This window comes from Bradyrhizobium sp. CCBAU 25338 (assembly GCF_028128965.1).
GTDB lineage: Bacteria > Pseudomonadota > Alphaproteobacteria > Rhizobiales > Xanthobacteraceae > Bradyrhizobium > Bradyrhizobium liaoningense.
This window is the reverse complement of record NZ_LFKY01000034.1, coordinates 83,987-104,264: the sequence shown is the minus strand read 5'-3', so window position 1 is coordinate 104,264 and position 20,278 is coordinate 83,987. Positions and strand designations below refer to the sequence as shown.

General features: G+C 65.3%; 20 protein-coding genes. 15 read left to right on the top strand and 5 right to left on the bottom strand.

The annotated features are described in order from the left end of the window. Nucleotides 1-21 precede the first annotated feature (21 nt). Nucleotides 22-1,416, top strand: a complete 1,395-nt coding sequence (locus ACM42_RS14490) for a M20/M25/M40 family metallo-hydrolase (RefSeq protein ID WP_271528554.1) — start codon at nucleotides 22-24, stop codon at nucleotides 1,414-1,416. 200 nt (nucleotides 1,417-1,616) lie between these two features. Here ACM42_RS14490 and ACM42_RS14485 read toward each other — a convergent pair whose 3' ends face one another. Then, complete coding sequence (locus ACM42_RS14485) at nucleotides 1,617-2,396, bottom strand: class II aldolase/adducin family protein (protein WP_035671190.1); 780 nt, start codon at nucleotides 2,394-2,396, stop codon at nucleotides 1,617-1,619. Nucleotides 2,397-2,606: 210 nt separating this feature from the next. Next, nucleotides 2,607-4,256 carry a glycosyltransferase family 39 protein gene (locus ACM42_RS14480; protein ID WP_271528553.1) on the bottom strand — a complete coding sequence of 550 codons (1,650 nt, stop codon included), beginning with the start codon at nucleotides 4,254-4,256 and terminating at the stop codon, nucleotides 2,607-2,609. 312 nt (nucleotides 4,257-4,568) lie between these two features. Between ACM42_RS14480 and ACM42_RS14475 the strand changes: the two genes are divergently transcribed. Next, nucleotides 4,569-5,405, top strand: coding sequence for a DUF308 domain-containing protein (locus tag ACM42_RS14475; RefSeq protein ID WP_271528552.1), 837 nt, complete (start codon nucleotides 4,569-4,571; stop codon nucleotides 5,403-5,405). 147 nt (nucleotides 5,406-5,552) lie between these two features. Beyond that, nucleotides 5,553-5,969 carry a MucR family transcriptional regulator gene (locus tag ACM42_RS14470; RefSeq protein WP_271528551.1) on the top strand — a complete coding sequence of 139 codons (417 nt, stop codon included), beginning with the start codon at nucleotides 5,553-5,555 and terminating at the stop codon, nucleotides 5,967-5,969. A 4-nt stretch (nucleotides 5,970-5,973) separates the two neighbouring features. Here ACM42_RS14470 and ACM42_RS14465 read toward each other — a convergent pair whose 3' ends face one another. Together ACM42_RS14465 and ACM42_RS14460 are read right to left on the bottom strand one after the other, a co-directional pair. After that, nucleotides 5,974-6,402: a SufE family protein gene (locus tag ACM42_RS14465; protein WP_271528550.1), complete on the bottom strand. Its 429-nt coding sequence runs from the start codon at nucleotides 6,400-6,402 to the stop codon at nucleotides 5,974-5,976. A 67-nt stretch (nucleotides 6,403-6,469) separates the two neighbouring features. Beyond that, on the bottom strand, nucleotides 6,470-6,910 hold the full coding sequence (locus ACM42_RS14460) for a DUF5330 domain-containing protein (RefSeq protein ID WP_271528549.1): 441 nt from the start codon (nucleotides 6,908-6,910) through the stop codon (nucleotides 6,470-6,472). 410 nt (nucleotides 6,911-7,320) lie between these two features. On the opposite strand from ACM42_RS14460, the gene ACM42_RS14455 reads away from it, so the two are divergent. The 4 genes from ACM42_RS14455 to ACM42_RS14440 all read left to right on the top strand — a co-directional run bounded on the left by ACM42_RS14455 (nucleotide 7,321) and on the right by ACM42_RS14440 (nucleotide 10,650). Then, nucleotides 7,321-9,189, top strand: coding sequence for a PAS domain-containing sensor histidine kinase (locus tag ACM42_RS14455; RefSeq protein WP_271528548.1), 1,869 nt, complete (start codon nucleotides 7,321-7,323; stop codon nucleotides 9,187-9,189). Further along, entirely contained in the window at nucleotides 9,182-9,883 is a 702-nt protein-coding gene (locus tag ACM42_RS14450; RefSeq protein WP_271528547.1) for a peptidoglycan-binding domain-containing protein, read from the top strand. Before ACM42_RS14455 ends, ACM42_RS14450 begins: the two co-directional genes overlap by 8 nt. Nucleotides 9,884-10,039: 156 nt before the next feature. After that, the gene (locus tag ACM42_RS14445) at nucleotides 10,040-10,252 is read left to right on the top strand and encodes a hypothetical protein (RefSeq protein WP_271528546.1); all 213 of its coding nucleotides are present in this window, start codon (nucleotides 10,040-10,042) and stop codon (nucleotides 10,250-10,252) included. A 53-nt stretch (nucleotides 10,253-10,305) separates the two neighbouring features. Next, the gene (locus ACM42_RS14440; protein ID WP_271528545.1) at nucleotides 10,306-10,650 is read left to right on the top strand and encodes a DUF1491 family protein; all 345 of its coding nucleotides are present in this window, start codon (nucleotides 10,306-10,308) and stop codon (nucleotides 10,648-10,650) included. Between the two features lie 241 nt (nucleotides 10,651-10,891). Here the strand turns inward: ACM42_RS14440 and ACM42_RS14435 are convergent, their stop codons facing one another. Continuing rightward, nucleotides 10,892-11,839: a DUF2336 domain-containing protein gene (locus ACM42_RS14435; RefSeq protein WP_271528544.1), complete on the bottom strand. Its 948-nt coding sequence runs from the start codon at nucleotides 11,837-11,839 to the stop codon at nucleotides 10,892-10,894. A 255-nt stretch (nucleotides 11,840-12,094) separates the two neighbouring features. Between ACM42_RS14435 and ACM42_RS14430 the strand changes: the two genes are divergently transcribed. The 8 genes from ACM42_RS14430 (at nucleotide 12,095) to ACM42_RS14395 (ending at nucleotide 20,141) form a co-directional block, all read left to right on the top strand. Further along, nucleotides 12,095-12,283, top strand: a complete 189-nt coding sequence (locus ACM42_RS14430; protein WP_271528543.1) for a hypothetical protein — start codon at nucleotides 12,095-12,097, stop codon at nucleotides 12,281-12,283. Nucleotides 12,284-12,299: 16 nt separating this feature from the next. Beyond that, a complete protein-coding gene (locus tag ACM42_RS14425; RefSeq protein WP_271528542.1) occupies nucleotides 12,300-13,061 on the top strand; it encodes a hypothetical protein in 762 nt (253 codons plus the stop codon). 348 nt (nucleotides 13,062-13,409) lie between these two features. Continuing rightward, nucleotides 13,410-16,688, top strand: coding sequence for a CHAT domain-containing protein (locus ACM42_RS14420; protein ID WP_271528541.1), 3,279 nt, complete (start codon nucleotides 13,410-13,412; stop codon nucleotides 16,686-16,688). A 23-nt stretch (nucleotides 16,689-16,711) separates the two neighbouring features. Then, a complete protein-coding gene (locus tag ACM42_RS14415; RefSeq protein ID WP_271528540.1) occupies nucleotides 16,712-17,155 on the top strand; it encodes a hypothetical protein in 444 nt (147 codons plus the stop codon). Further along, nucleotides 17,152-17,349 (top strand): hypothetical protein, encoded by a 198-nt coding sequence (locus ACM42_RS14410; protein ID WP_271528539.1) that lies wholly within the window; start codon nucleotides 17,152-17,154, stop codon nucleotides 17,347-17,349. The genes ACM42_RS14415 and ACM42_RS14410 overlap by 4 nt, the downstream gene beginning before the upstream one ends. A 29-nt stretch (nucleotides 17,350-17,378) precedes the next feature. Further along, complete coding sequence (locus ACM42_RS14405) at nucleotides 17,379-18,119, top strand: hypothetical protein (RefSeq protein ID WP_442868931.1); 741 nt, start codon at nucleotides 17,379-17,381, stop codon at nucleotides 18,117-18,119. A 408-nt stretch (nucleotides 18,120-18,527) separates the two neighbouring features. Beyond that, nucleotides 18,528-18,947 (top strand): CopG family transcriptional regulator, encoded by a 420-nt coding sequence (locus tag ACM42_RS14400; RefSeq protein ID WP_271528537.1) that lies wholly within the window; start codon nucleotides 18,528-18,530, stop codon nucleotides 18,945-18,947. Between the two features lie 3 nt (nucleotides 18,948-18,950). After that, the gene (locus ACM42_RS14395) at nucleotides 18,951-20,141 is read left to right on the top strand and encodes an extracellular catalytic domain type 1 short-chain-length polyhydroxyalkanoate depolymerase (protein ID WP_271528536.1); all 1,191 of its coding nucleotides are present in this window, start codon (nucleotides 18,951-18,953) and stop codon (nucleotides 20,139-20,141) included. Nucleotides 20,142-20,278 lie beyond the last annotated feature (137 nt).

Below are 20,278 nucleotides of genomic sequence, written 5' to 3'. Positions count from 1 at the left end.
CCCGCAATCAGGAACACCACAATGTCCAACACGCAGCTTCAATCCGTGCTCGACCACATCGACAAGGATTTCGACAACAGCCTGGAGCGCCTGTTCTCGTTGTTGCGGATCAAGTCGATCTCGGCCGATCCGGCCTTCGCGGATGATTGCAAGGCTGCGGCCGAGCATCTCGCCAAGGACATCGCCAGCTTCGGTGTCGCGACCGAGGTGAGGCCGACCGCGGGCCATCCAGCCGTCGTCGGCAGGACCGGAGCGGGCGGGCGGCCGCACGTGCTGTTCTACGGCCATTACGACGTGCAGCCGGTCGATCCGCTCGATCTCTGGCACCGTCCGCCGTTCGAGCCCGTTGTCGCGGATCATGCCGACGGCCGCAAGATCATCGTCGCGCGAGGCGCCGAGGACGACAAGGGGCAGGTGATGACCTTCGTCGAGGCCTGCCGCGCCTGGAAGAAGGTGACGGGCTCGCTGCCGGTCGACGTCACCTTCCTGATCGAAGGCGAGGAGGAGGTCGGCTCGCAGAATTTCGTGCCCTTCGTCGAGGCCAACAAGAACGAGTTCAAGGCAGACTACGTGCTGGTCTGCGACACCGGCATGTGGGACAGCAACACGCCGGCGATCACGACCTCGCTGCGCGGTCTGCTCTATGAAGAGCTGAAGATCACCGCAGCCAACCGCGATTTGCATTCCGGCGTGTTCGGCGGCACCGCGATGAACCCGATCCGGGTGCTCACGAAAATTTTGGGCGGCCTGTTCGACGACGACAACCGCATCACCATCCCCGGCTTCTATGATGGCGTGAAGGATACGCCAAACGACATCCTGGAGCAGTGGAAGAAGCTCGAGTTCACGCCCGAGACCTTCCTCAAGCCGGTCGGGCTGTCGCTCCCGGCTGGCGAGAAGGGCAGGCTCCTGGTCGAGCAGGCCTCGACGCGTCCGACCTGCGACGTCAACGGCATCTGGGGCGGCTATATCGGCGAAGGCTCCAAGACCGTGATCCCGTCACATGCTTCGGCCAAGGTGTCGTTCCGCCTCGTGCAGGGCCAGGATCCCGCGAGAATCCGCAAGGCCTTCCGCGACTACGTATCGGCGCGCATTCCCGGCGACTGCAAGGTCGAGTTCGGCGACCATTCCGCCGCGCCCGCGGTCGCGCTCGACTGGACCATGAAGCCGCTCGCCGCCGCCAGCAAGGCCCTGGCCGAGGAGTGGGGCAAGGAGACCGTGCTGATGGGCTCGGGGGCCTCGATTCCAATCGTGGCCGACTTCAAGCGCACGTTGGGCCTCGACTCGCTGCTGGTGGGATTTGGCCTCGACGACGACAACATCCATTCACCGAACGAGAAATACGACCTGCGCAGCTTCCAGAAGGGCATCCGCTCCTGGGCCCGCATCCTCGCCGCGCTGGCGGAGGTGAAGTAGGCAGGGTGCGGTAGGGTGGATTAGCCGAAGGCGTAGTCCACCAACTTCGTTCCGCATTCGCTGAAACGTGGTGGATTACGCTTCGCTAATCCACCCTACGAAGCCCTGAAACAAAAACGCCGCCCGGGATTGGGCGGCGTTTCATTCCAAAAAGGCGTAGAGGTTCGTTGGGCGCTACTCTACACCAGATCCAGAATATCTCAAGACCTGTAGCCGGGGTTGACGCGGTCGAGCTTGCGCAGCAAGGGCGGCCACACGAGGTTGGTCGCGCGCAGCTCGGCGCGGTCGCGGTTCGACAGCAGCTCGGTGTTCTTGTCGATCGCGATATCGTCGACCGGGTAGACCGGCGTGCCCAGCGCGCGCGTGCGCACCTGCATCGAGCAGGCGCGCTCGAGGTGATACATGCGCTCGAAGGCGGAGGCGACCGAGCGGCCGACCGTGAGCGTGCCGTGGTTGCGCAGGAGCATGTGGTTGTGGTCGCCGAGATCCTTCTGCAGACGCGGCCGCTCGTCGTGGTCGAGCGCAATGCCTTCATAGTCGTGATAGGCGAGGTCATGGGTGACGAGCTGGGCAGTCTGGTTCAGCGGCAACAGCCCTTCGGCACTGCTCGACACCGCAGTGCCGTCGAGCGTGTGGAGATGCAGCACGCAGATCGCGTCCTCGCGCACCTCGTGGATCGCCGAATGGATTGTGAAGCCGGCCGGGTTGATGCTGTATTCGCTCTCGGAGAGCTGGTTGCCGTGGAGGTCGACCTTGACGAGGCTCGAGGCCGTGATTTCCTCGAACATCAGTCCGTAGGGGTTGATGAGGAAGTGATGGTCGGGACCGGGCACGCGCGCCGAGATGTGGGTGTCGACCAGATCGTCCCAGCCGTACAGCGCGACGAGGCGATAGCAGGCGGCGAGATTGACCCGTTGCTGCCACTCCGCCTCCGTCATGTTCGACGGCACTTCCCTGAGGCGCGCTTCCGCTGGCGACATGGCTGGTCTCTCCGAAACATCGTTGTTGCGGGGAGGAAGCGTAGTCGTGGCGGTGGCCGGCCGCAAGGCGCGTCGGGAGCGCGGCAGTTCAGCGTAGCCCGCATGAGCGAAAGCGACATGCGGGGTTGCCCGTAAGCCCCGGACGTCGCTGGCGCTCATCCAGGCCGCGACTGCGTTCTTCTTGTGCAGCCCAGAGACCGGGGAAAGAATTTACGGCGCCGGGATCGACAGCAGGCTGGAGATGCCGCGGCCGCGGATGTCGTAGACGCGGGCGAACACCACGTCGTCGCGCTTGATCTCGACCATGACGGGCGCGGTGAGGCCCTTGCAGTAGAACTCGCCGAGCGTCATGGCGAAATCGGCCGCGTTGGAATCCCAGCCGATGGTAAAGTCGGGCCCGAGCGCGACCTGGGCCGGGCGTTGTGGACCGCAGACCGCGACCTTCCATTTGCGGTTGCTGGGCGGCACTTCCTGGCGCTCGACGAGCTGCTCGCGCAATTCGTCTGAGGCCTGCTTCAAGGCGAGGCCCCAATAGTCCAGCATGAAGCGGTCGTCGGCGCCGCGAACGGTCCCGGCGATGTGGTTGAAATGCGTGTATTGGTAGGGGTGCAGCCGGATCATCTCGGCGAGCGACAGCGCGAGCCCGAAGCAGAAGGTGGCGAGCACGACCGGCTGCCAGGTGCGGTGATTGGCGCGCAGGCGCTCCATGGCCCAGGCGAACGCGACGCCGCCGAGCACCGCCATCGGCGGGATCACGAAGACGAAATGACGGATGCCGTTGTACAACGCCGGGCGCTTCACCATCGCGATCACGAGCGGCAGGGTCGCAGCCAGCGTCAGCATCAAGAGGATGGTCTTGCGGCGCGCCGGAACCCCGCGTCGCGGCAGCATGGCGAAGGTGCTGAACACGGCGCCGGCGGTCAGCACCAGCATCACCTCCGGTAGCTGCAGTGCGAACAGCGTCGGCAGATAAGACCAGGGCATGTCGGGCACCGACACGATCGCGCCGTCGAACATCTCCTTCCACGGCTTCTCGAAGAAATGCGAGAAGTAGGTCAGCGCGTCGAAGGGATTGCCGGGCTCCATGATCGACCACGGCCAGATCAGGCCCATCACGAGGTAGCCGAGCACGAGGCCGGGCAGCAGCACATAGACGACATGGGCAAAGCGGCGGACCGACTCGCGCAAACCTTCGTTGCGCAAATCCTCCAGGAGGAGCGGTATGAAGCCGAGCACGGCGTAGACGAGTGCCAGCCCGCCGAGAATGCGACAGCCCAGCGAAAGGCCGGCACCCAGGCCGACGATGAGGACCGTGCGCGGCGACGGCCGCGGATATTCCTCGGCGAGACGGACGAGGCCGAGCATCAGGATGATCATGGCCACCGCGAAGGGCGCATCCTTCGGGTTCATGAACATGTGGCCGTAGAAGATCGGGCAGAGCGCGAGCAGCAGGAGCGAGGCAAGACCCGCAAGAGGTCCGCCGACGCGGCGGCCGAGCCGCCACGTCACCGCAAGGCCGATCACGCCGACGATGGCGCCGACCAAGCGGCGCGTCTCGAACAGTTCGAGCGGGATGAACTTGTGCAGGAGGGCCGCGACCATGTCGAAGCCGCCGCCATACATGTAGAGATTGGCGAAGGAGAGCGCCGCGGTGTCCTTGAAGCCGGAACCGAACATGCGCAGCAGCAGGTCGGCGTATTCAGCGTGGGTGTAGTCGTCCCAGCCGAGCCCGTAATCGCGGAACGTCAAGCCTGCGATGACGGCGACCGCAGCCAGCACCAGCATGGCGAGATCGTCGCAAGTCCGCTCAACCGAGCGCCGCAGGGGCGTGTCGATCACCGAAGTCGTGATGGATGTCATAGCGGTCGGTGCCCCGGGATCCCCTCTTGGCCCTGCCGGTGCGCGCGGGCCTGCTCCCCGGACTCCCTATAGCGCAGTTCCATTACCAAGTAATTGGGCATTATGGCTAAAATCCTGATGCGACGCAGCAATTCCCGTTCTTCGGAGGACCCTGAGCAGTACCGAGCCGGAGCTGAAGGGAATGTGAATAAGTCCCTGATTTCCTTCCCTTTAGGAACACCGCCTACAATTGGCCGTTGGCGTGGAACATCGTATGACGGTATCGTGGCGTAGCGGTTGTCGCGTGTGGATGCGCGGCCGGGGGTGAGTTCGATGAGCTTGGCATTGTTGATCGTGGGGATTTGCGCCGTCCTGGCGGGTCTCCTTGCGATCATTTTCGGCCTGACGATCAGGGAATTCAGCCTCGGAGGAACTCTCATAATCTCCGGCGCCATCGGCGTCTGCTCCGGAATGTTACTGGTCGGCCTGTATCTCGTGCTGCTTGAGCTCAAGGGTATAGCTCGCCGGCTGGCCGCTGCGATCGCTCCGTCCGAGGTTCGGGTCAGGCCCGTGCTGCCGGGCCTCGCCGTATCAGGCACGATCGCGCCCGAGCCGGCGCCGCCGCCACCGCCCGCAGGCCCGCGGCCGTGGCAGAGCGAAGCTGCCGCGCGCGAGCGTCCGCGGGTCGAGGGACCGCAGGAGGCCGAAGCTCCTGCGCCGCCACCCGCCCCGGAAGCGCCGCGCCGGCGCAACCTGCTGTTCACCTCGACCTCGCGCAAGGAGCGCGAGCGCGCGGAGAAGGCCACCGAAGGCGCGGCGTCGCAGCCGCCTGCGGAGGAGCCCGGTGAGGCGCCGGACCATCCGCCCGCGAGCTTTGACGTGGCCTGGCCGAAGCCGGATCGTATGCGCCCGCAGGAGCCGCCGGCTCCTCCCCCGCGCCGTCCGCCGCCGCGCTCCCCCTCGACCTTCGCGGAGGCCGCCCCACCGCCTGCACCCGAGCCGCCGCCACCCGTCGAGCCGGCACCCGTGACCGTGCTCAAATCCGGCGTCGTCGACGGCATGGCCTATTCGCTCTATTCCGACGGCTCGATCGAGGCGCAGATGCCGGAAGGTATGATGCGCTTTGCCTCGATCGACGAGCTCCGCGCCCATCTCGACCAGCGCGGTTGAGGCTGCCGCGCATAAGTAAAGCAGCGCCGTTCATCAGTAATCAGCGCGTCGTCGTCCGTTGTCTTATTTCAGCCGAACGTGTTGTTGACATGGAATACTCTGGCGTCGTCAATCCCGTGAGACGCAAGGTGGAGGGGAGGGCGGCTGATGTCGGACGCGGGGGCCAGGAATTTCATCGAACTGACGGCAAGCATCGTGTCGGCCTATCTCAGCAACAATCCGACGCCGGCGGCTGAGATTCCGAACCTGATCAGTCAGGTGCATGGCGCTCTGGTGCGGGTGTCGTCGGGCCGCACTGAGACGGCACCGCTCGAGCCCGCAAAGCCGGCCGTGTCGTTGAAGAAGTCGATCGCGCCCGATTATCTGGTCTGTTTGGAAGACGGCAAGCGCTTCAAGTCGCTGAAGCGCCATTTGCGCACGCAGTACAACATGACGCCGGAGCAATACCGCGAGAAGTGGGGCTTGCCGGCCGACTATCCCATGGTCGCCCCGAACTATGCGGTGGCGCGCTCGCAGCTTGCCAAGCAGATGGGCCTCGGACAGCAGCAGCGGAAGCGGAAGTAATTTCCTACGACGCCGCCGCGAGCGCCGCTTTTGCGTCGGTCTTGATGCGCTCGACCATCGAGCGCAGGCCATTGGAGCGCTGCGGCGTCAGGTGATCGCGAAAGCCGAACTCGTTGAACACGGCGATCGCGTCGGTATCGAGGATCTCACGCGGCGTGCGGCCCGAATAGAGCGCGAGCACGATTGCGACCAGCCCGCGCACGATATGCGCGTCGCTGTCGCCGCGATATCTCAGGATCGGTTCGCCATTACTGCGGTCGACCAGCTTCTGGAGCCAGACCTGGCTGACGCACCCCTGCACCTTGTTGGCGGTGGAGTGTTCCGCCTCCGGCATCGGTTCCAGGGTGCGGCCGAGCTCGATGACATACCGGTAGCGGTCGTCCCAGTCGTCCAGAAGCTCGAAATTGTCCCTGATTTCGTCGATCGTCGTCATGCTGGCCCATGTTCGCGTTTAGGCCAATATAAGGTCGCGAAGCCGTGAAATCGATAGGGTTTGGCCGCTAATTCGAGATCTGAGGTCCGCGCCATTCGAGCGCAAGGTCGTCCTGGGTCAGGGTGTCGCGCGGCGCCTCGCTCGCGGCGCTGTCGCCTTCGCCGGCCATCGCGATCGAGCCGGTATGGTCGGGCGCCTTCTTGTCGGTCTTCTCGTTCTTGTCCTTGTCGTTGGTGATCTGCTCTTTCTTGTCGTTGATGATCTGGTAGAGCTTCTTGGCGCCGTCCTGGGCCCGCTGGCCGATGATGGTCGCGGCCTGTCCGCCGACCTCGCAGGCGGCCGGTTGGCGCTTGCAGAAATGGGTCATGTCGGAGACGGCCGCAGTCGCAGCCTGCACCGCGTCGGCGGCGCCGATCTGCGGCAGCTTCTCCGATTCGGGCGTCTTGTCCCGCGGCAGGAGCACCAGCACCAGCCCGAGCCAGAATGTGATGCGAAGCAGAAAGCGCATCTTGCGACCTGTCCGTTAGATTCCGCCCGCGGCGATCTCCGCGGAAGTCGGACCTAGCAACTCTCGATAAATCGCAAGTGATTGCCTTGAGCTTAATTCGCGGAAAATTTGCGCAGGATTCTTCGAAGCCGACGGTGTCGTAAATTTTCGATTGACGCCCGCGCTCGTGATTCCGCCGGCTAGCCGCATCCACCAATTCGAAACCATGCGGAAGAAGGTGAAACCCTGTGTTCACCATCCCGACCGAAGACGTCGCCAAATCGTCTAAAAAGCTTCGCGATCGCGCGGTGTCCGGCCACACGCGGCGTCGCCTTAGCACTCGTTTAAGGTCGCTCTGACACGGTGGCTCAACGACAAGGAGGCGTTCCGGCGCGTCTTCCAAGAGACGATTGAGCCGAAGCGCGAGACCCGTGACAGTTTTGAGTATCATCCGCGATTGTCTCGATGCGCTGCTGCATCCCTCCGCGCGTTACGATGCGCTGATGCGAGCGCGCCATCGTGCCTTCATGGCGCCGCGGCTGCTCGGCAGCCTGGCCGCCTTCGCCGCATTTCCGGTTTATCTCGCCATGCGCGGTGCGCCGAGCGCGGTCGAGGTCGCGGCCTTTGCCTGGCTGATCGCGCCCATCATGCTGGCCTGGTTCCTGTCGCGCACCGGACGCTACGAAGGCGCGCATGTGCTGTCGTCGCTGGCGCTCGCCGGCCTGATCATGGCGGTCGCGGTCACGACGGGCGGCATCCAATCATTCGCCGCGGTCTGGCTGGTCGTGGTTCCCCTCGAAGCTGCGCTGTCGGCCTCGCGCCGCGTCGCGGCCTTTGCCTCGCTGCTCGCGCTGTCCTGCGCCGGGATGCTGATCCTGATCAGCCAGCTCGGTTGGCTGCCGGTGGAGGAGCCGAGCGCGGCCGAGCGCGGCGTGCTGATGGCCCTCGGCGTTGCGTCTGCGACTCTCTATGCAGCAGGCCTGGCCTTCGGCGCAGAATCGCTGGCGCGCACCAGCGTCGCGCTCCTGTCGCGCGAGGAGGAGCGTTACCGCCTGCTCGCGCGCAACATGAGCGACGTCATTTCGCGGCATCAGCGCAACGGGGCGGTGCAGTTCATCTCGCCGGCCGTGGAGGCCATGCTCGGCGTGCAAGTGGCGCAACTGATCGGCCACGGCCTGTTCGACCGCGTCCATGTCGCCGATCGGCCGGCCTATCTCACCGCTCTGTCGGATGCGGCGCGCGGCGACGTCGCAAGCGTCGAGTTCCGGCTGCGGCGGGAGCCCGTTGGTTCCGAGCGCGGTGAGGTCGATTTCATCTGGGTCGAGATGCGCTGCCGCCCGCTCGATCTGGATCTCGGCCGCCAGGATGCCGATCGTGACTCCACCCGCGAAGCCGAAGTGGTCGCGGTGATGCGCGACGTCACCGACCGCAAGCTCTTCGAGCAGGCGCTGGATCAGGCGCGCAGCGCCGCCGAGGCGGCCGACGCCGCCAAGACCCGCTTCCTCGCCACCATGAGCCACGAGCTGCGCACGCCGCTCAACGCCATCATCGGCTTCTCCGAGATGATCGCGCAGGAGCAGAGTCTGATGCTGGGGGCGGCCCAGCGCAAGGAATACGCCCAGCTCATCAACGATTCCGGCCAGCATCTGCTGTCGGTCGTCAACGGCATCCTGGACATGTCGAAGATGGAGTCGGGCAATTTCGAGATTGCGTCCGAGCCGTTCGCACCGCGCGCCTCGCTGCTCCATTGCTGCAATCTGCTGGCGCTGAAGGCGCGGGAGAACGGCATCGACCTGATCACCGACGCGCCGCAGGACCTGCCCGTCATGACCGGCGATCCCAGGGCCTTCAAGCAGATCGTGCTCAACCTCGTCGCCAATGCCATCAAGTTCACCGAGCGCGGCGGCCAGGTCTCCGTATCAGCCGCGGTGTCGGGTTCGCAGCTGACGCTGCGCGTCAGCGACACCGGCGTCGGCATCGCGCCCGACGACCTCAAGCGCATCGGCGCGCCGTTCTTCCAGGCCGGCAGGACCTATCAGCGCCGTCACGAAGGCACCGGTCTCGGACTTTCGATCGTCAAGAGTCTCGTGGCGTTGCATCTCGGCGAATTGACGGTACAAAGCAGGTTGGGAGAGGGCACCGCCGTCACCGTCAAGCTGCCGCTCGTCTACACGCCGCCGCAAGTCAGGCCGGCCGAGGGCAAGATCGCGACGCTGACGCCGGTGCTGCGCCAGGACCTTCACGACCAAGCTCACGACCAGTCTCAGGACCAACCCGCTCTGGTGAAGAAAAGTGCCTAAGAAGTCTGCCAAGGACGAAGCCGCTCCGCGCCGCCGTGGCGCCAAGGCCGCGGTCGTCGATGTCGAGACGGAGCGCAATCTCGTGCTGCGCGTGCTGCTGCACAGTCCCAAGGATACGCTGGCCGGCCTCGTCGCCGCCGCCGCGATCAGTGCGATCGTTGCCAATGCGCTGTTTCTCCAGACTGGCCGGCATCCCGCGCCGATGTTCGGCACGGTGATCAATCTTCCCGCGCCGTCGTCCGTGCCGCTGGCGAACCCGATGCCGCGTCCGCGGCCTGTCGGTGCCGATACCTCGCCGCTCGAGCCGCGTGCGACGGAGTTCCGCGTCGAGCCCAAACCTGCCGAGCGTGCCGTCGAGAAGGCGCCCGAAAAGCCCGTCGAGGCGACCGCCTCGACGCGCGCGAACGATCCGATGACGAACCTGGTCAAGGCGACGACCTCGACGCCGTCCTCGGCCTTGCGACCGCCGGCGCCGATTCCGGTGCAAAGCCCGGCCGCGCGGCGTATCGCCGGCGTGCAGCGCGCGCTGTCCGAATATGGCTACGGCAATCTGAAGATCACGGGCACGATGGGCAGCGAAACCCAGTCCGCGATCCAGAAGTTCGAGCGCGAGCACAAGATGCCCGTTACCGGGCAGGTGTCCGACCGGCTGCTGCGCGAGCTCGGCGCTGCGATCGGCCATCCCGTCGAGTAGCCGCACCGCCTGTCATTGACGCCGATCAATTCCGCATATCGCGCGTCCGCACATCAGCTCGGCGTCCGCGGGCGCGGGATTTGCTGAGGATCAATGACGGCCGGCGGCTTCGGGGAACATGATCGCTCATCCTCATCAGGGAAGAGCGAGGTCGTCATGTTCAAGGTTTCGATTCTGGTCTGGATCATGTTGGGAACCACGTTGGCTGGAGTCAGCCTGATCGTGGTGCTGATGGTGCCGAGCCTTGCGGCGGACGCCATCAAGAACATTCCCTACGCTGTTGCCGTCGGATTCGCGCTCGCGATGCCGCTGTCATATTTCGTCGCGACCCAGATTCGCGGTGGCCAGGATGGCGCGCGCAAGGCGTGAGGCGGACGAAGTGAGGCTGGCGTGAGACCTCGCGCTGGCCTATCGTCGAATCCATGCGTTTGAAATCCAACATTTGGGTGGCGGCTTACTTGCGCCGCTGCCAGACCGAGGGCGTGTTCGGCGCCGTGCGGCGCCGCGGCGCCGAGGAGGCGGGCGCCGTGTTCGTCAAGGTGTCGCTGCTCGACGGCAATGCGATGCTGTACGCGCCGGCGCCGCAGACCGTCTATGACGACGGCCGGCCGATCGATCGCTTCTTCGTGCCCGTCTCGCCGCAGCCTCTGCCGGAGCACACGATCGAGGAGCGGCTGACGAAGGAGATCCGCTTCGATTCCGACGCCTGGATCGTCGAGACCGAAGACCGTGCCGGACGGCATTTTCTGGAATTGGCGAAGACGTAACTGCTGCCCTGTCGTGTCCCGGACAAGCGGCAACGCGTCAGCGTTGCCGTGCAGAGCCGGGACCCAGAAAGCGGCATGAATGGACGCGGTGAAATGGGCCCCGGCTCTGCAGCGCACCGCCGAAGAGGCGCTGCGCTGCGTCCGGGGCACAAGGGGAAAGGTGTCTCTCGCTGCATTGGCAATGACGAGCTTGGGGCGCTCGCGCGTTTCACACCCGGCGTCAGCACCCGAGCGCGAGCAGTCAGCGGTCCGACGAACCCGTGCCCTTGCGCACCGTCGGGCTGGAGCCGGGCTGCGCGCCCGGCCGCGTCTGGCCCGCGACCGCACGCGCGCGCTGGCGTTCTCCGTCATGCAGTGCTGCCTGGTACTTTGCGCGCGTGACGGCGAGCGTCGAGCCGCGCCAGGCCGCCAGCATCACCAGCGCCGAGCGCTCGGCGAGGCGGTCGTAGAGCCGCGACAGCCGGTACACGGCGTTCACGGACGTCCCGATCTCCGGCTTGAAGAACAGCAGGATGCGCTGGAAGACGGGGCTCGGCATGTCGAGTGCGCGCGCGGCGACCGCGAGCGCCTCGCCGCTGGTATCGTCGACGATCTGGGCTGCGACGCGCGAGGGCAGGATCAGGCTGTCGCCGAGCTCGAAGGTGAAGTTCTCGACGTCGCCCGCGATCGCCGCCATTTCCAGGATCTGGATCGCGCGCTTGGCGCGCACGGTCGGGATGCGGGGCGCGGCCTTCAGCGGGGTCTGTGCCAGATTGTGCAGGATCAGCGCGCGCTCGGAGGCGCCGGCGCGGAAGAACATGTCGTGGATCTCGGCGGCCTCCTTCGGCTGCATCGCCATGTCGGCGGTCATGCGCTGCTCGGGCTCGGCCGGCGCGCGCGCCGGAGAGGGAGGTAATGGAACCCTGCGGCCTTCCTGCGTCGCGACCAGCCCGAGCTTCTGCAGGACCGGGACGGGCGTGTGCGGATAGACCGCGAGCCGCGCCTTGACGGCCGCGCGCGTCGCATCGTCGACCTGGTCGATCAGCCGCGTGGCGAGCTCGACGAACTGCCGCTGCTCGTCCTCGCTGTGGGTGCCGGTCTGGACATACAGGTCGGTCAGCACGCGCAGCAGCGTCGGACGGACGTCGACACCTTCGCGACGGGACAGGTTCATCAGCCCGTCGAATCCGGGAAACAGCGACTTGGTCATGGAGGCGTACGCAACTCGGAAAAGATACTTGCGAGCGAGTCTAGCGCAGGTTCTTTTAAAGCCTCGTTAAGGAAAATGATGCGTGAAGCCGGCCCTGTAATTCGAGGCGTTGTCGTGCCGCAACGGGACGGCGCGGCGCGCCCGTGCGGTTACGGTCCAAGGGGGCGCGTTTACATCCCGTTAACCATGAACTGATCTTAATGATCGCCACGTTGCAGAGGCGCGTTCGGTCGCACGGCAATTGAGAGAGCTGACATGGGGACCATCATCGAATTTCCGGCCGGTCGCCGGGTGGGCTCGTCGGGGGATGTCGTTCCGCGCGCGGACATGGGAACGGTCGTGATCCTTCCCGTGATCCGGATCGAGCGTGAGGCGGACGAAACCAGCGGCGATCGCGGGCCGGAGCAGGGCGCAGCGCCGGGGCGCCGTCGTCGCCGCCGCTGACATCCGGCTTCACGCAATGCCGGAATCCATCCGCCAGATCCGGCCTGTCCTCTCGGCCGTCGTGCTCGCCCTGCTTGGCGCCGGGCTGTGCGCCTGCAGCGGCGGCGATTTCGGCCGCACCCGCGCCGACATGCGCAGCGACGACATGCACCGCTGGCTGGGCGCGGAGGTCACCTCCAGCGTCGGCCTGCAGCCCTCGCAATTCCAGCTCACCGACGAAGAGCGCCAGCTTCGCGATCTCGCCTATCCCATGATCGAGCCGCCGCTGTCGCGGCCGGCCTGGAAGAGCGTGTTCGGCGACTACAAGGCGCTGCCCTCGCCCTGGCGGCAGAAGGTCGTGTTCGACCGCACCATGTACGGACGCACGCTGATCGACGAGCCGCACCGCTCGCATTCCTCGCGCTATGCGCAGCTGATCGAGGACGTCCGCAACGACATCACGCGGTTCGAGCCGTTCTTCGCCAGCGCGATCCGCGTCATCGATCTCGACAGGAAGCGCGATGCCAGCATGGCACGCGTCTCCGCGCTTTCGCCAAGGGAGAGGGACGATGCGGTCGCGCGCATGCAGGAGAACTCGCTGATCATCCAGTGGGTGCAGCAGTGCCTGGAGCAGCGCATCTCGTCCTACCGCTGGGCTCTGGAACGCCTGGTGATCCAGGCCCCCGACGGCATGGCCGCCGATGCCGACCGCCTGATCGGCGAGCTCGCCGCCCAGACCGCCAATCCACCGGTCGCGGCACAGCCGCCCTACGGCCGGGCGGTCGTCTCGAAGGGCTGACCATACAACCTCGCTGCCGGCCGAGCGCAACCATCTCGCCCTTGCGGCCAAGTCAGCGAAGCTAGCCTGAAGCCGCCGCCACCTCATGCCGGCCGCAGCCGCCTGGCCCGTTGAGGCATCCGGGAACCGCCTCGATTGCCCTTGTCCTTCCGTACGGTCCGGATAGGATGGTCCCGTTTCATCAAGTTAATTTTTCAAAGGTTGTTCGAGATGCGCTTGGACGCCATTGGTCCATTTAAGAGCCGTCTGGACCTTACCCCACGCCAACTGCTGACCCTTGCCCTTCTGCTAGGGTCAACCGGCTCTGCAACCGCGCTGACCAAGGAAGCGGCGCTCGAGAATTGCCGGATGACGGTCGGCAAGCCGATCGTGCAGGCCTGCATGCGCGCAGGTGGAGGGCCGGCCGGCGGTGCCAATCTCGAAGCTTGCCGCGCCAAGGCCTCGCCCCAGGTCAAGGCCTGCGTGATGGCGGCACTGAATGCCGCCAATGGCCGCGCCAATGTCGCAGTCGAGCTTCCCAAGGAAATGGCACCCAAGCTCGAGGCAGGCACCGCGCTCCCGAAGGATTTCGTCGCGCCGCCCCGCAGCATCGCCGACATCACGGCGATCCTCGACGGCGACAAGCCCGACGAGAAGACGATCGCGAAATTGAAGTCGGACGCCGAAGCCGCACCGACCGGCAAGCAATCCCGTCAGGATCTCGCCGAGCTTTATTTCGATCGCGCCAACGCGCGCGCGCAGCTCGGCCGGCTCGCCGAGGCGATGTCCGACGCCGACAAGGCAGTGGAAGTCGGGCGCGGCGCCGTCAGTCCGAATTTGCTGGCGCGGATGTTGCAGCTTCAGTCGCTGCAGCACGCTCTTGCGGGGGACCCGAAGCGCGCGCTCGAGATCATGCAAAGGCTTCTGCGCGAAGCGGCCAGCATGCCGGGCGCCAAGGGATGGCAGTTCAACACCAACCGCGCGGTCGCGGCCGTTCTCATCCAGATGGGCGACGTCGCGCAGGCTGAAGCCTATCTGCGCCGCAGCCAGACCGCGATCCAGGAGGCCCGGACCAGCGGCCATCCCAATTGGCGATCGGCTTATTCCAGGTTCGGCCAGAGCTGGGAAGGCGAGCTGGAGCTGGCTCGCGCCCTGATTTTCGAGGCGCGCGGACAGTTTGCCGACGCCGAGACCGCGTATCGCAATGCGGAGGTGCGCAAGCGCGCAAGCACGAAGGCGATCATGGAGTCGGACAACGCGCCGGCGGAAACACTCCTGCAGCAGGCGATCGACGGCACCGTGTTGAACCAGGCGCGGATGAAGGCGAAGCAGGGCAGGCTCGCCGAGGCCGAGGCGGACGCGCGCCGCGCGCTGCTCTCGCGCCTGAAGGACACCGGCAAGTACAATCCCGTCACGCCGCGTTTCGTGATGGGGCTGGCGGGCATTCTGGTCGATCAGGGCCGTTACGAGGAGGCCGAGAAGCTCGGGCGTGTGGCGCTCGAGATCAACAAGAGCGTGGGTGTGCCGGAGGACTCGCAGACGACGGTACAATTGCTGGCGCAGCTCGCCGGCATTCTGACGCTTCGGCGCCAGAACGCCGAAGCGAACGAGATGTTTGCGAGGATCGACAAGGCCGTGGCGGGTTGGGATCCGCAGCGCCGTCAGGTGTTCGAACTCAATCCGTCCCGGATCCTCTCGCTTTATGGCTCCGGTCAGTTGGACGCAGGCATCGCCGCGGCCGAGCAGCTCGTGAAGAAGCAGGTCGCCCGGGTCGGCGAGAATCATTTCGATTCCGCCTCGGCGCGCGGCACGCTGGCGGTCGGACTGATGCGCGCACGCCGCGATGCGGAAGCTATCCGGGAGTTCAAGGCTGCCATCCCGGTCATGGTGGCGAGCGCCGGAGAAAACGCCGACGATGAGAACACGACGGTGGTGGCCGCGCGCAGCCAGCGGCTGCAGACCATCGTGGAGAGCTATCTGCTGCTGCTTGCCAGGGCCGTAGGAACCGGCAAGGAGGTCGGCGAAGAGACGTTCGGCCTCGCTGATGCTGTCCGCGGCCGTTCGGTGCAGCAGGCGCTGGCGGCTTCGAGCGCGCGTGCGGCGGCAAAGGACCCTGCGCTTGCCGAGCTCGTGCGCAAGGAGCAGGACCTCACCAAACAGGTCAACGCCCAGCTCGGCACGCTCAACAACGTGCTCGCGCTTCCCGCGGCGGAACGGGACGAGAAGGGCGTTGCGCAAATCCAGGCTTCGATTGGCGCCTTGCGCGGGCAGCGCGACAAGGCGCGCCAGGAGATCAAGCAGAAGTTTCCGATTTACGCCGATCTCGTTTCGCCCAGGCCGCCGAGCGTCGCCGAGATCCGCGCTACGCTGGCCGACGATGAGGCCATGCTGTCGTTCTATTTCGGCCAGAACGGTAGTTTCGTCTGGGCCGTGCCGAAGTCCGGGCCGGTGGCATTCGCCGCCGTCCAGGCCAGGATCGGCGACATCGAGACGAAGATCCGCAAGCTGCGCGAAGCGCTCGAGCCGCAAGCTGCGATGATCTCTGACATTCCGCCCTTCGACCTCAAGCTCGGCCACGAGCTCTACGAACTGCTGCTCAAGCCGGTCGAGAGCGGCTGGAAGCCGGCCAGGAACGTGATCGTCGTGACCAACGGCGCGCTGGGATTGTTGCCGCTGTCCTTGTTGCCGACGGCGCCGGCGGAAGTCTCTGCCGACGAGGACCCGCTCTTCATCGGTTATCGCAATGTGCCGTGGCTGGCGCGAACCCATGCCGTGTCGACGGTGCCTTCGGCGGCGGCGCTGCGCACGCTGCGGCAATTGCCGCCGGGCAAGCCCGGCCGCGGCGACCTCGTGGCCTTTGGCGATCCCTATTTCAACAGCGAGCAGCAGGCCGAGGCGGAGGGCGGAGGGGAGAAGATTCAGGTCGCCGACGCCGGCGGCAACATCACCCGCGGCGGCCCGCTGAAGCGGCGCAACAGTCCCAAGCTGGAAGGCGTCGACAGCGCCGAGCTCGGTCTCCTGCCCCGCCTGCCCGACACCGCCGACGAGTTGAAATCGATCGCGCTGGCCTTGCAGGCGGACCCCTCCAAGGTGCTGTTTCTCGGCAAGAGCGCAACCGAGAGCGCGGTGAAGACCATGAATCTGTCCGGCTTCAGGATCCTGGCCTTTGCGACCCATGGACTGGTCCCGGGCGAGCTGAACGGGCTGACGCAGCCGGCGCTCGCTTTGTCGTCACCGGCGGTGACGGGTGAGGGTGGCGACGGCCTCCTGACCATGGAGGAGATCCTGGGCCTCAAGCTGGATGCGGACTGGGTCATCCTGTCGGCCTGTAACACCGGCGCCGGTGCCGGAGCAGGGGCGGAGGCGGCATCCGGGCTTGGGCGCGCGTTTTTCTACGCCGGAACGCGCGCGCTGCTGGTGACGAACTGGTCGGTCCACTCACAGTCGGCGCGGCAATTGGTGACCGACCTGTTCAAGCGGCAGGCCGACGATCCCAAGCTGTCGCGCAGCGAAGCGCTGCGGCAGGCGGCGATGGCCCTCGTCGATGGTCCTGGCTATCTCAACAGCGAAGGCAAGACCGAGTTTGCCTATGCGCATCCGCTGTTCTGGGCGCCCTACACCATCATCGGCGATGGCGGCTTGCGTTGACGAACGGGGAAGGGGGCAGGGAAATGAAGCGGAGAGTCTTGCTGGGCCTCGTGGCTGCAGGTTTGTCGTTCTCGACACCGTCGCGCGCCACGCTGTTGATCTCGGAGGAGGAAGCGAAATTGCCGCCGCCGAAGGGCGCGGTTGCCGTCGATCAGCGCGGCATCCTGCGCGGTCCCAAGGTCGAGTTCGTCTCGCCGGGCGGCTCGGCGAGCTCACCTCTCCGGCTGGTGTTGAAATTTCAATCCTATGGCGGGGCCAAGATCGATCCGGAGTCGGTCAAGGTGATCTTCCTCCGGACGCCGAACGTCGACCTGACCCCCAGGGTCAAGCCCTTCGTGCAGGCCGACGGCATCAACATGCAGGATGCGGAGCTGCCGCCCGGCGAATACACGGTGCGCGTCGATATCAAGGACAGTGATGGCCGGCCGGGTACGGCAATGTTCACCCTCAAGGTGGCGCCCAAGTGACGTGCCCCTACTGCCGGTCCGATAGTGCAGAGGGCGCGCTGGTTTGCGCCTCGTGCGGGCGCGACATCGCCGTTCCCGCCACGCTGATTGCCGAGCGCGACGATCTCCTGCGCAAGCGCGAGGAGCTGCGCGATGAACTGCGGCGGGCCAGAGACGAGGTCGAAGCCATCATGAGGCGGAGAAAGTCGCGCTAGCGACGGAATGTCCGTTCTGCTCCGAGACGATCAAGGACGAAGCCATCGCGTGCAAGCATTGTTCGCGAGACTTGCGCGTCGTACGGCCGACGCTGCTCGAGATTGACGAGATCGTCGCCGAGTTGGACAAGCTCAGGCGCGATCTCGATCGCGTCAATGTCCGCCTCGAGCGCTACAACAACCCGCTGTGCTATTATGGAACGCATGCGGTGCTCTACGTCCTCATTCCGTCCCTGCTGCTGGTGATCGCGCATGTGCTCGTGACCATCACCTTCAACGTGTCGCCGATCCCGCTTCGGATTGCATCGATCGTCATCCCGCTCCTGTTCGGATTCGTGGCCTATCCGCTGCACCGGGTCTCCGCCCTGACGGCATTCGTGCTGGCGTTCCTGGCCGCGAGCGTCAGCATCCTGGCGATGCTGACGGTCACCGGCCTGCACGATGATGTCCCGATCCTGCCGACGGTCTGGATCGAGTGGCGCGAGGTTTTCGAATATGGCGCCAGCATCCTGCTCGCTTTCGTTTCGGGAAACATTCTCAGCGTCGTGATCTTCCAGATCCTGCCGCGTGTGCTGACCCAGGGCGGCAAGCCGAATGCGTTCGCCTTCCGCGTGGCGCGACTGCTCGGGCAACACGTCGGCGAGGAGCAGCTGCGCCGCCGCGCCCGCCTGATCCAGGACCTGATGCAGACCGCGGGGCCGCTGGCCGGCGTCGCCGCGACCGGCGTCGGCTCGATCTATGCGGGGTTGAAGGGCTTCTTGCTCGGATAGCGGAAAAAGAGGCCCCAGCTCGCGGCGGTATTGGGGGGCATTGAGCTGGGGCCATTCGGGGTCGCCCTTGGGGAAGGGCAACGGGAAAACTCGGCAATTGCAGAGATGTTCCAGAAAGTCGTTCCGCCCAGCGAACGCACATGCGCCTTCTCTGGCCTGAGAAATCATGGGCACGGCACCTGCCGAAGGTGAAGGACTTATGACCGATTCGTTCCGCGAACTCACAGATTAGGTGCACCGCAAGGTGTTTCGCGAGAGTCGCCACAATTTGTCTAACGCTCCACAAGACGGTCCGTCTGCGCGAGCTGCTGGTCCAGGATTGAACGGCTCCATCACTTGAAAGACGCTCGGGAGCATCTAGATAACATCCAAAGACCATCCAGGGGGATGGTATACGGATGTTTCGATATGGCCGGTAACATACATGAGCTGCGACCCAAAGCCCCCGACACCGAGAAGATCACGATCAACCTTGGCTATGTCGACCTCGGTCATGTCGATCTTATGGTTCAGGAAGGGTTCTATTCGAACAGGACCGATTTCATCCGGACAGCAATCCGGAACCAGCTCGAGCGTCACGTAGAAGTCGTCAGACAGTCCACGGCCCGGAAGAACCTGGACCTCGGGCTGCGCAACTACACTCGCAAGGATCTCGAAGCGGCACGGAGCGCCGGCGAGATGCTGCAGATCAATGTTTTGGGCCTAGCCACCATCGCCGAGGACGTCACTCCCGAGTTGGCTCGCGCCACGATCGCGTCGGTCTCGGTGCTGGGGGCCCTACACGCCACTCCCGCGGTCAAGGCCGCTCTCGCCGACAGAACGAGGTGAACGATGCTGAATCGAGACATAGTCCGCGAAGCAACCCGCCTGACGCGTGCCGGCCAACTGGTCGAGGCCACCGCGCTGCTGCAGCGCATGCTCCAGGGCGGTAGCGCTCCAAGACCGGAGTCGCGCAGCGCCTCTCAGGCTCCGCGCTCGCGGCTCGATCCGCTTGCGATCGACGCCACGGCCGAGCTTGTCGAGGAGCGGGAAGCTCCGCAGATTGCACCGGCCCGCTCTGCTCAGGGACGCAGACGCTCCTTATCGCTCGGCGGCATGCGAGATTTTTCCGGGCTCGGCCTGCGAAGTCCGATCACGCGCGCTCCTCTGTCGCCATCGGACATCGTGCCCGAGGGCACACGCTTCATCGCCGGTACCTTCAGTAACGGCGCGGGAAGCCGGACCTACAAGCTGTTCATCCCAAGCCGCTGCCAGGGACAACGGCTTCCCCTGATCATCATGCTTCACGGCTGCACCCAATCGCCGGACGATTTCGCGGCCGGCACCCGGATGAACTTCCTGGCAGAAGAGCAGAATTGCTTCGTGGCCTATCCTGAGCAGCCGAGCGGAGCCAACCAGTCGAAGTGCTGGAACTGGTTCCGCACGAGCGACCAGCGCCGCGGCGGGGGTGAGCCCTCGATGATCGCCGGCATTACCCGCCGGATCATGCGCGACCATTTGATCGATCCGAAGCGCGTATACGTCGCGGGTCTGTCGGCCGGCGGGGCCGCCGCCGCCATCATGGGCGCAACGTATAGCGACCTGTACGCGGCCGTCGGTATTCATTCAGGCCTCGCGTGCGGAGCCGCGAGCGATCTTCCCTCCGCGTTCGTCGCCATGCGGCAGGGAGGCGGCTCCAAGGCAATTGCGGACGGCAAGACTTCTGTACCGACCATCGTTTTCCATGGCGATCGCGACACAACGGTGCATCCAAAGAATGGCGATCAGATTATCGAGCAGTCCGCCAGGGCAACGAGGCCGGCGATGAAGGTGCTTCACGGACGCGTCCCCCACGGCCATGCCTATACTCGCACCGTCCTGATCGACGGCGCCGGTCGGGCGATTTCCGAACACTGGAACATCGATGGCGCCGGACACGCGTGGTCTGGCGGCAGCCCTGCCGGGTCCTACACTGATCCGCAAGGACCGGATGCGACGAGGGAAATGCTGCGCTTCTTCCTCGAGCATTCGCTCGGTGAGTAGTCTGGCTTCACAGGGCGCTCAGAGAGCGCGCGTGCGATTTATCTCAGGTTATTCGACCAACAGTGCACGGGCTTGGAACGCCACGTCACAAAGCTTGTTGTCCTTGCAGAAATGACCGTTTTGGTCGCACCCCCATT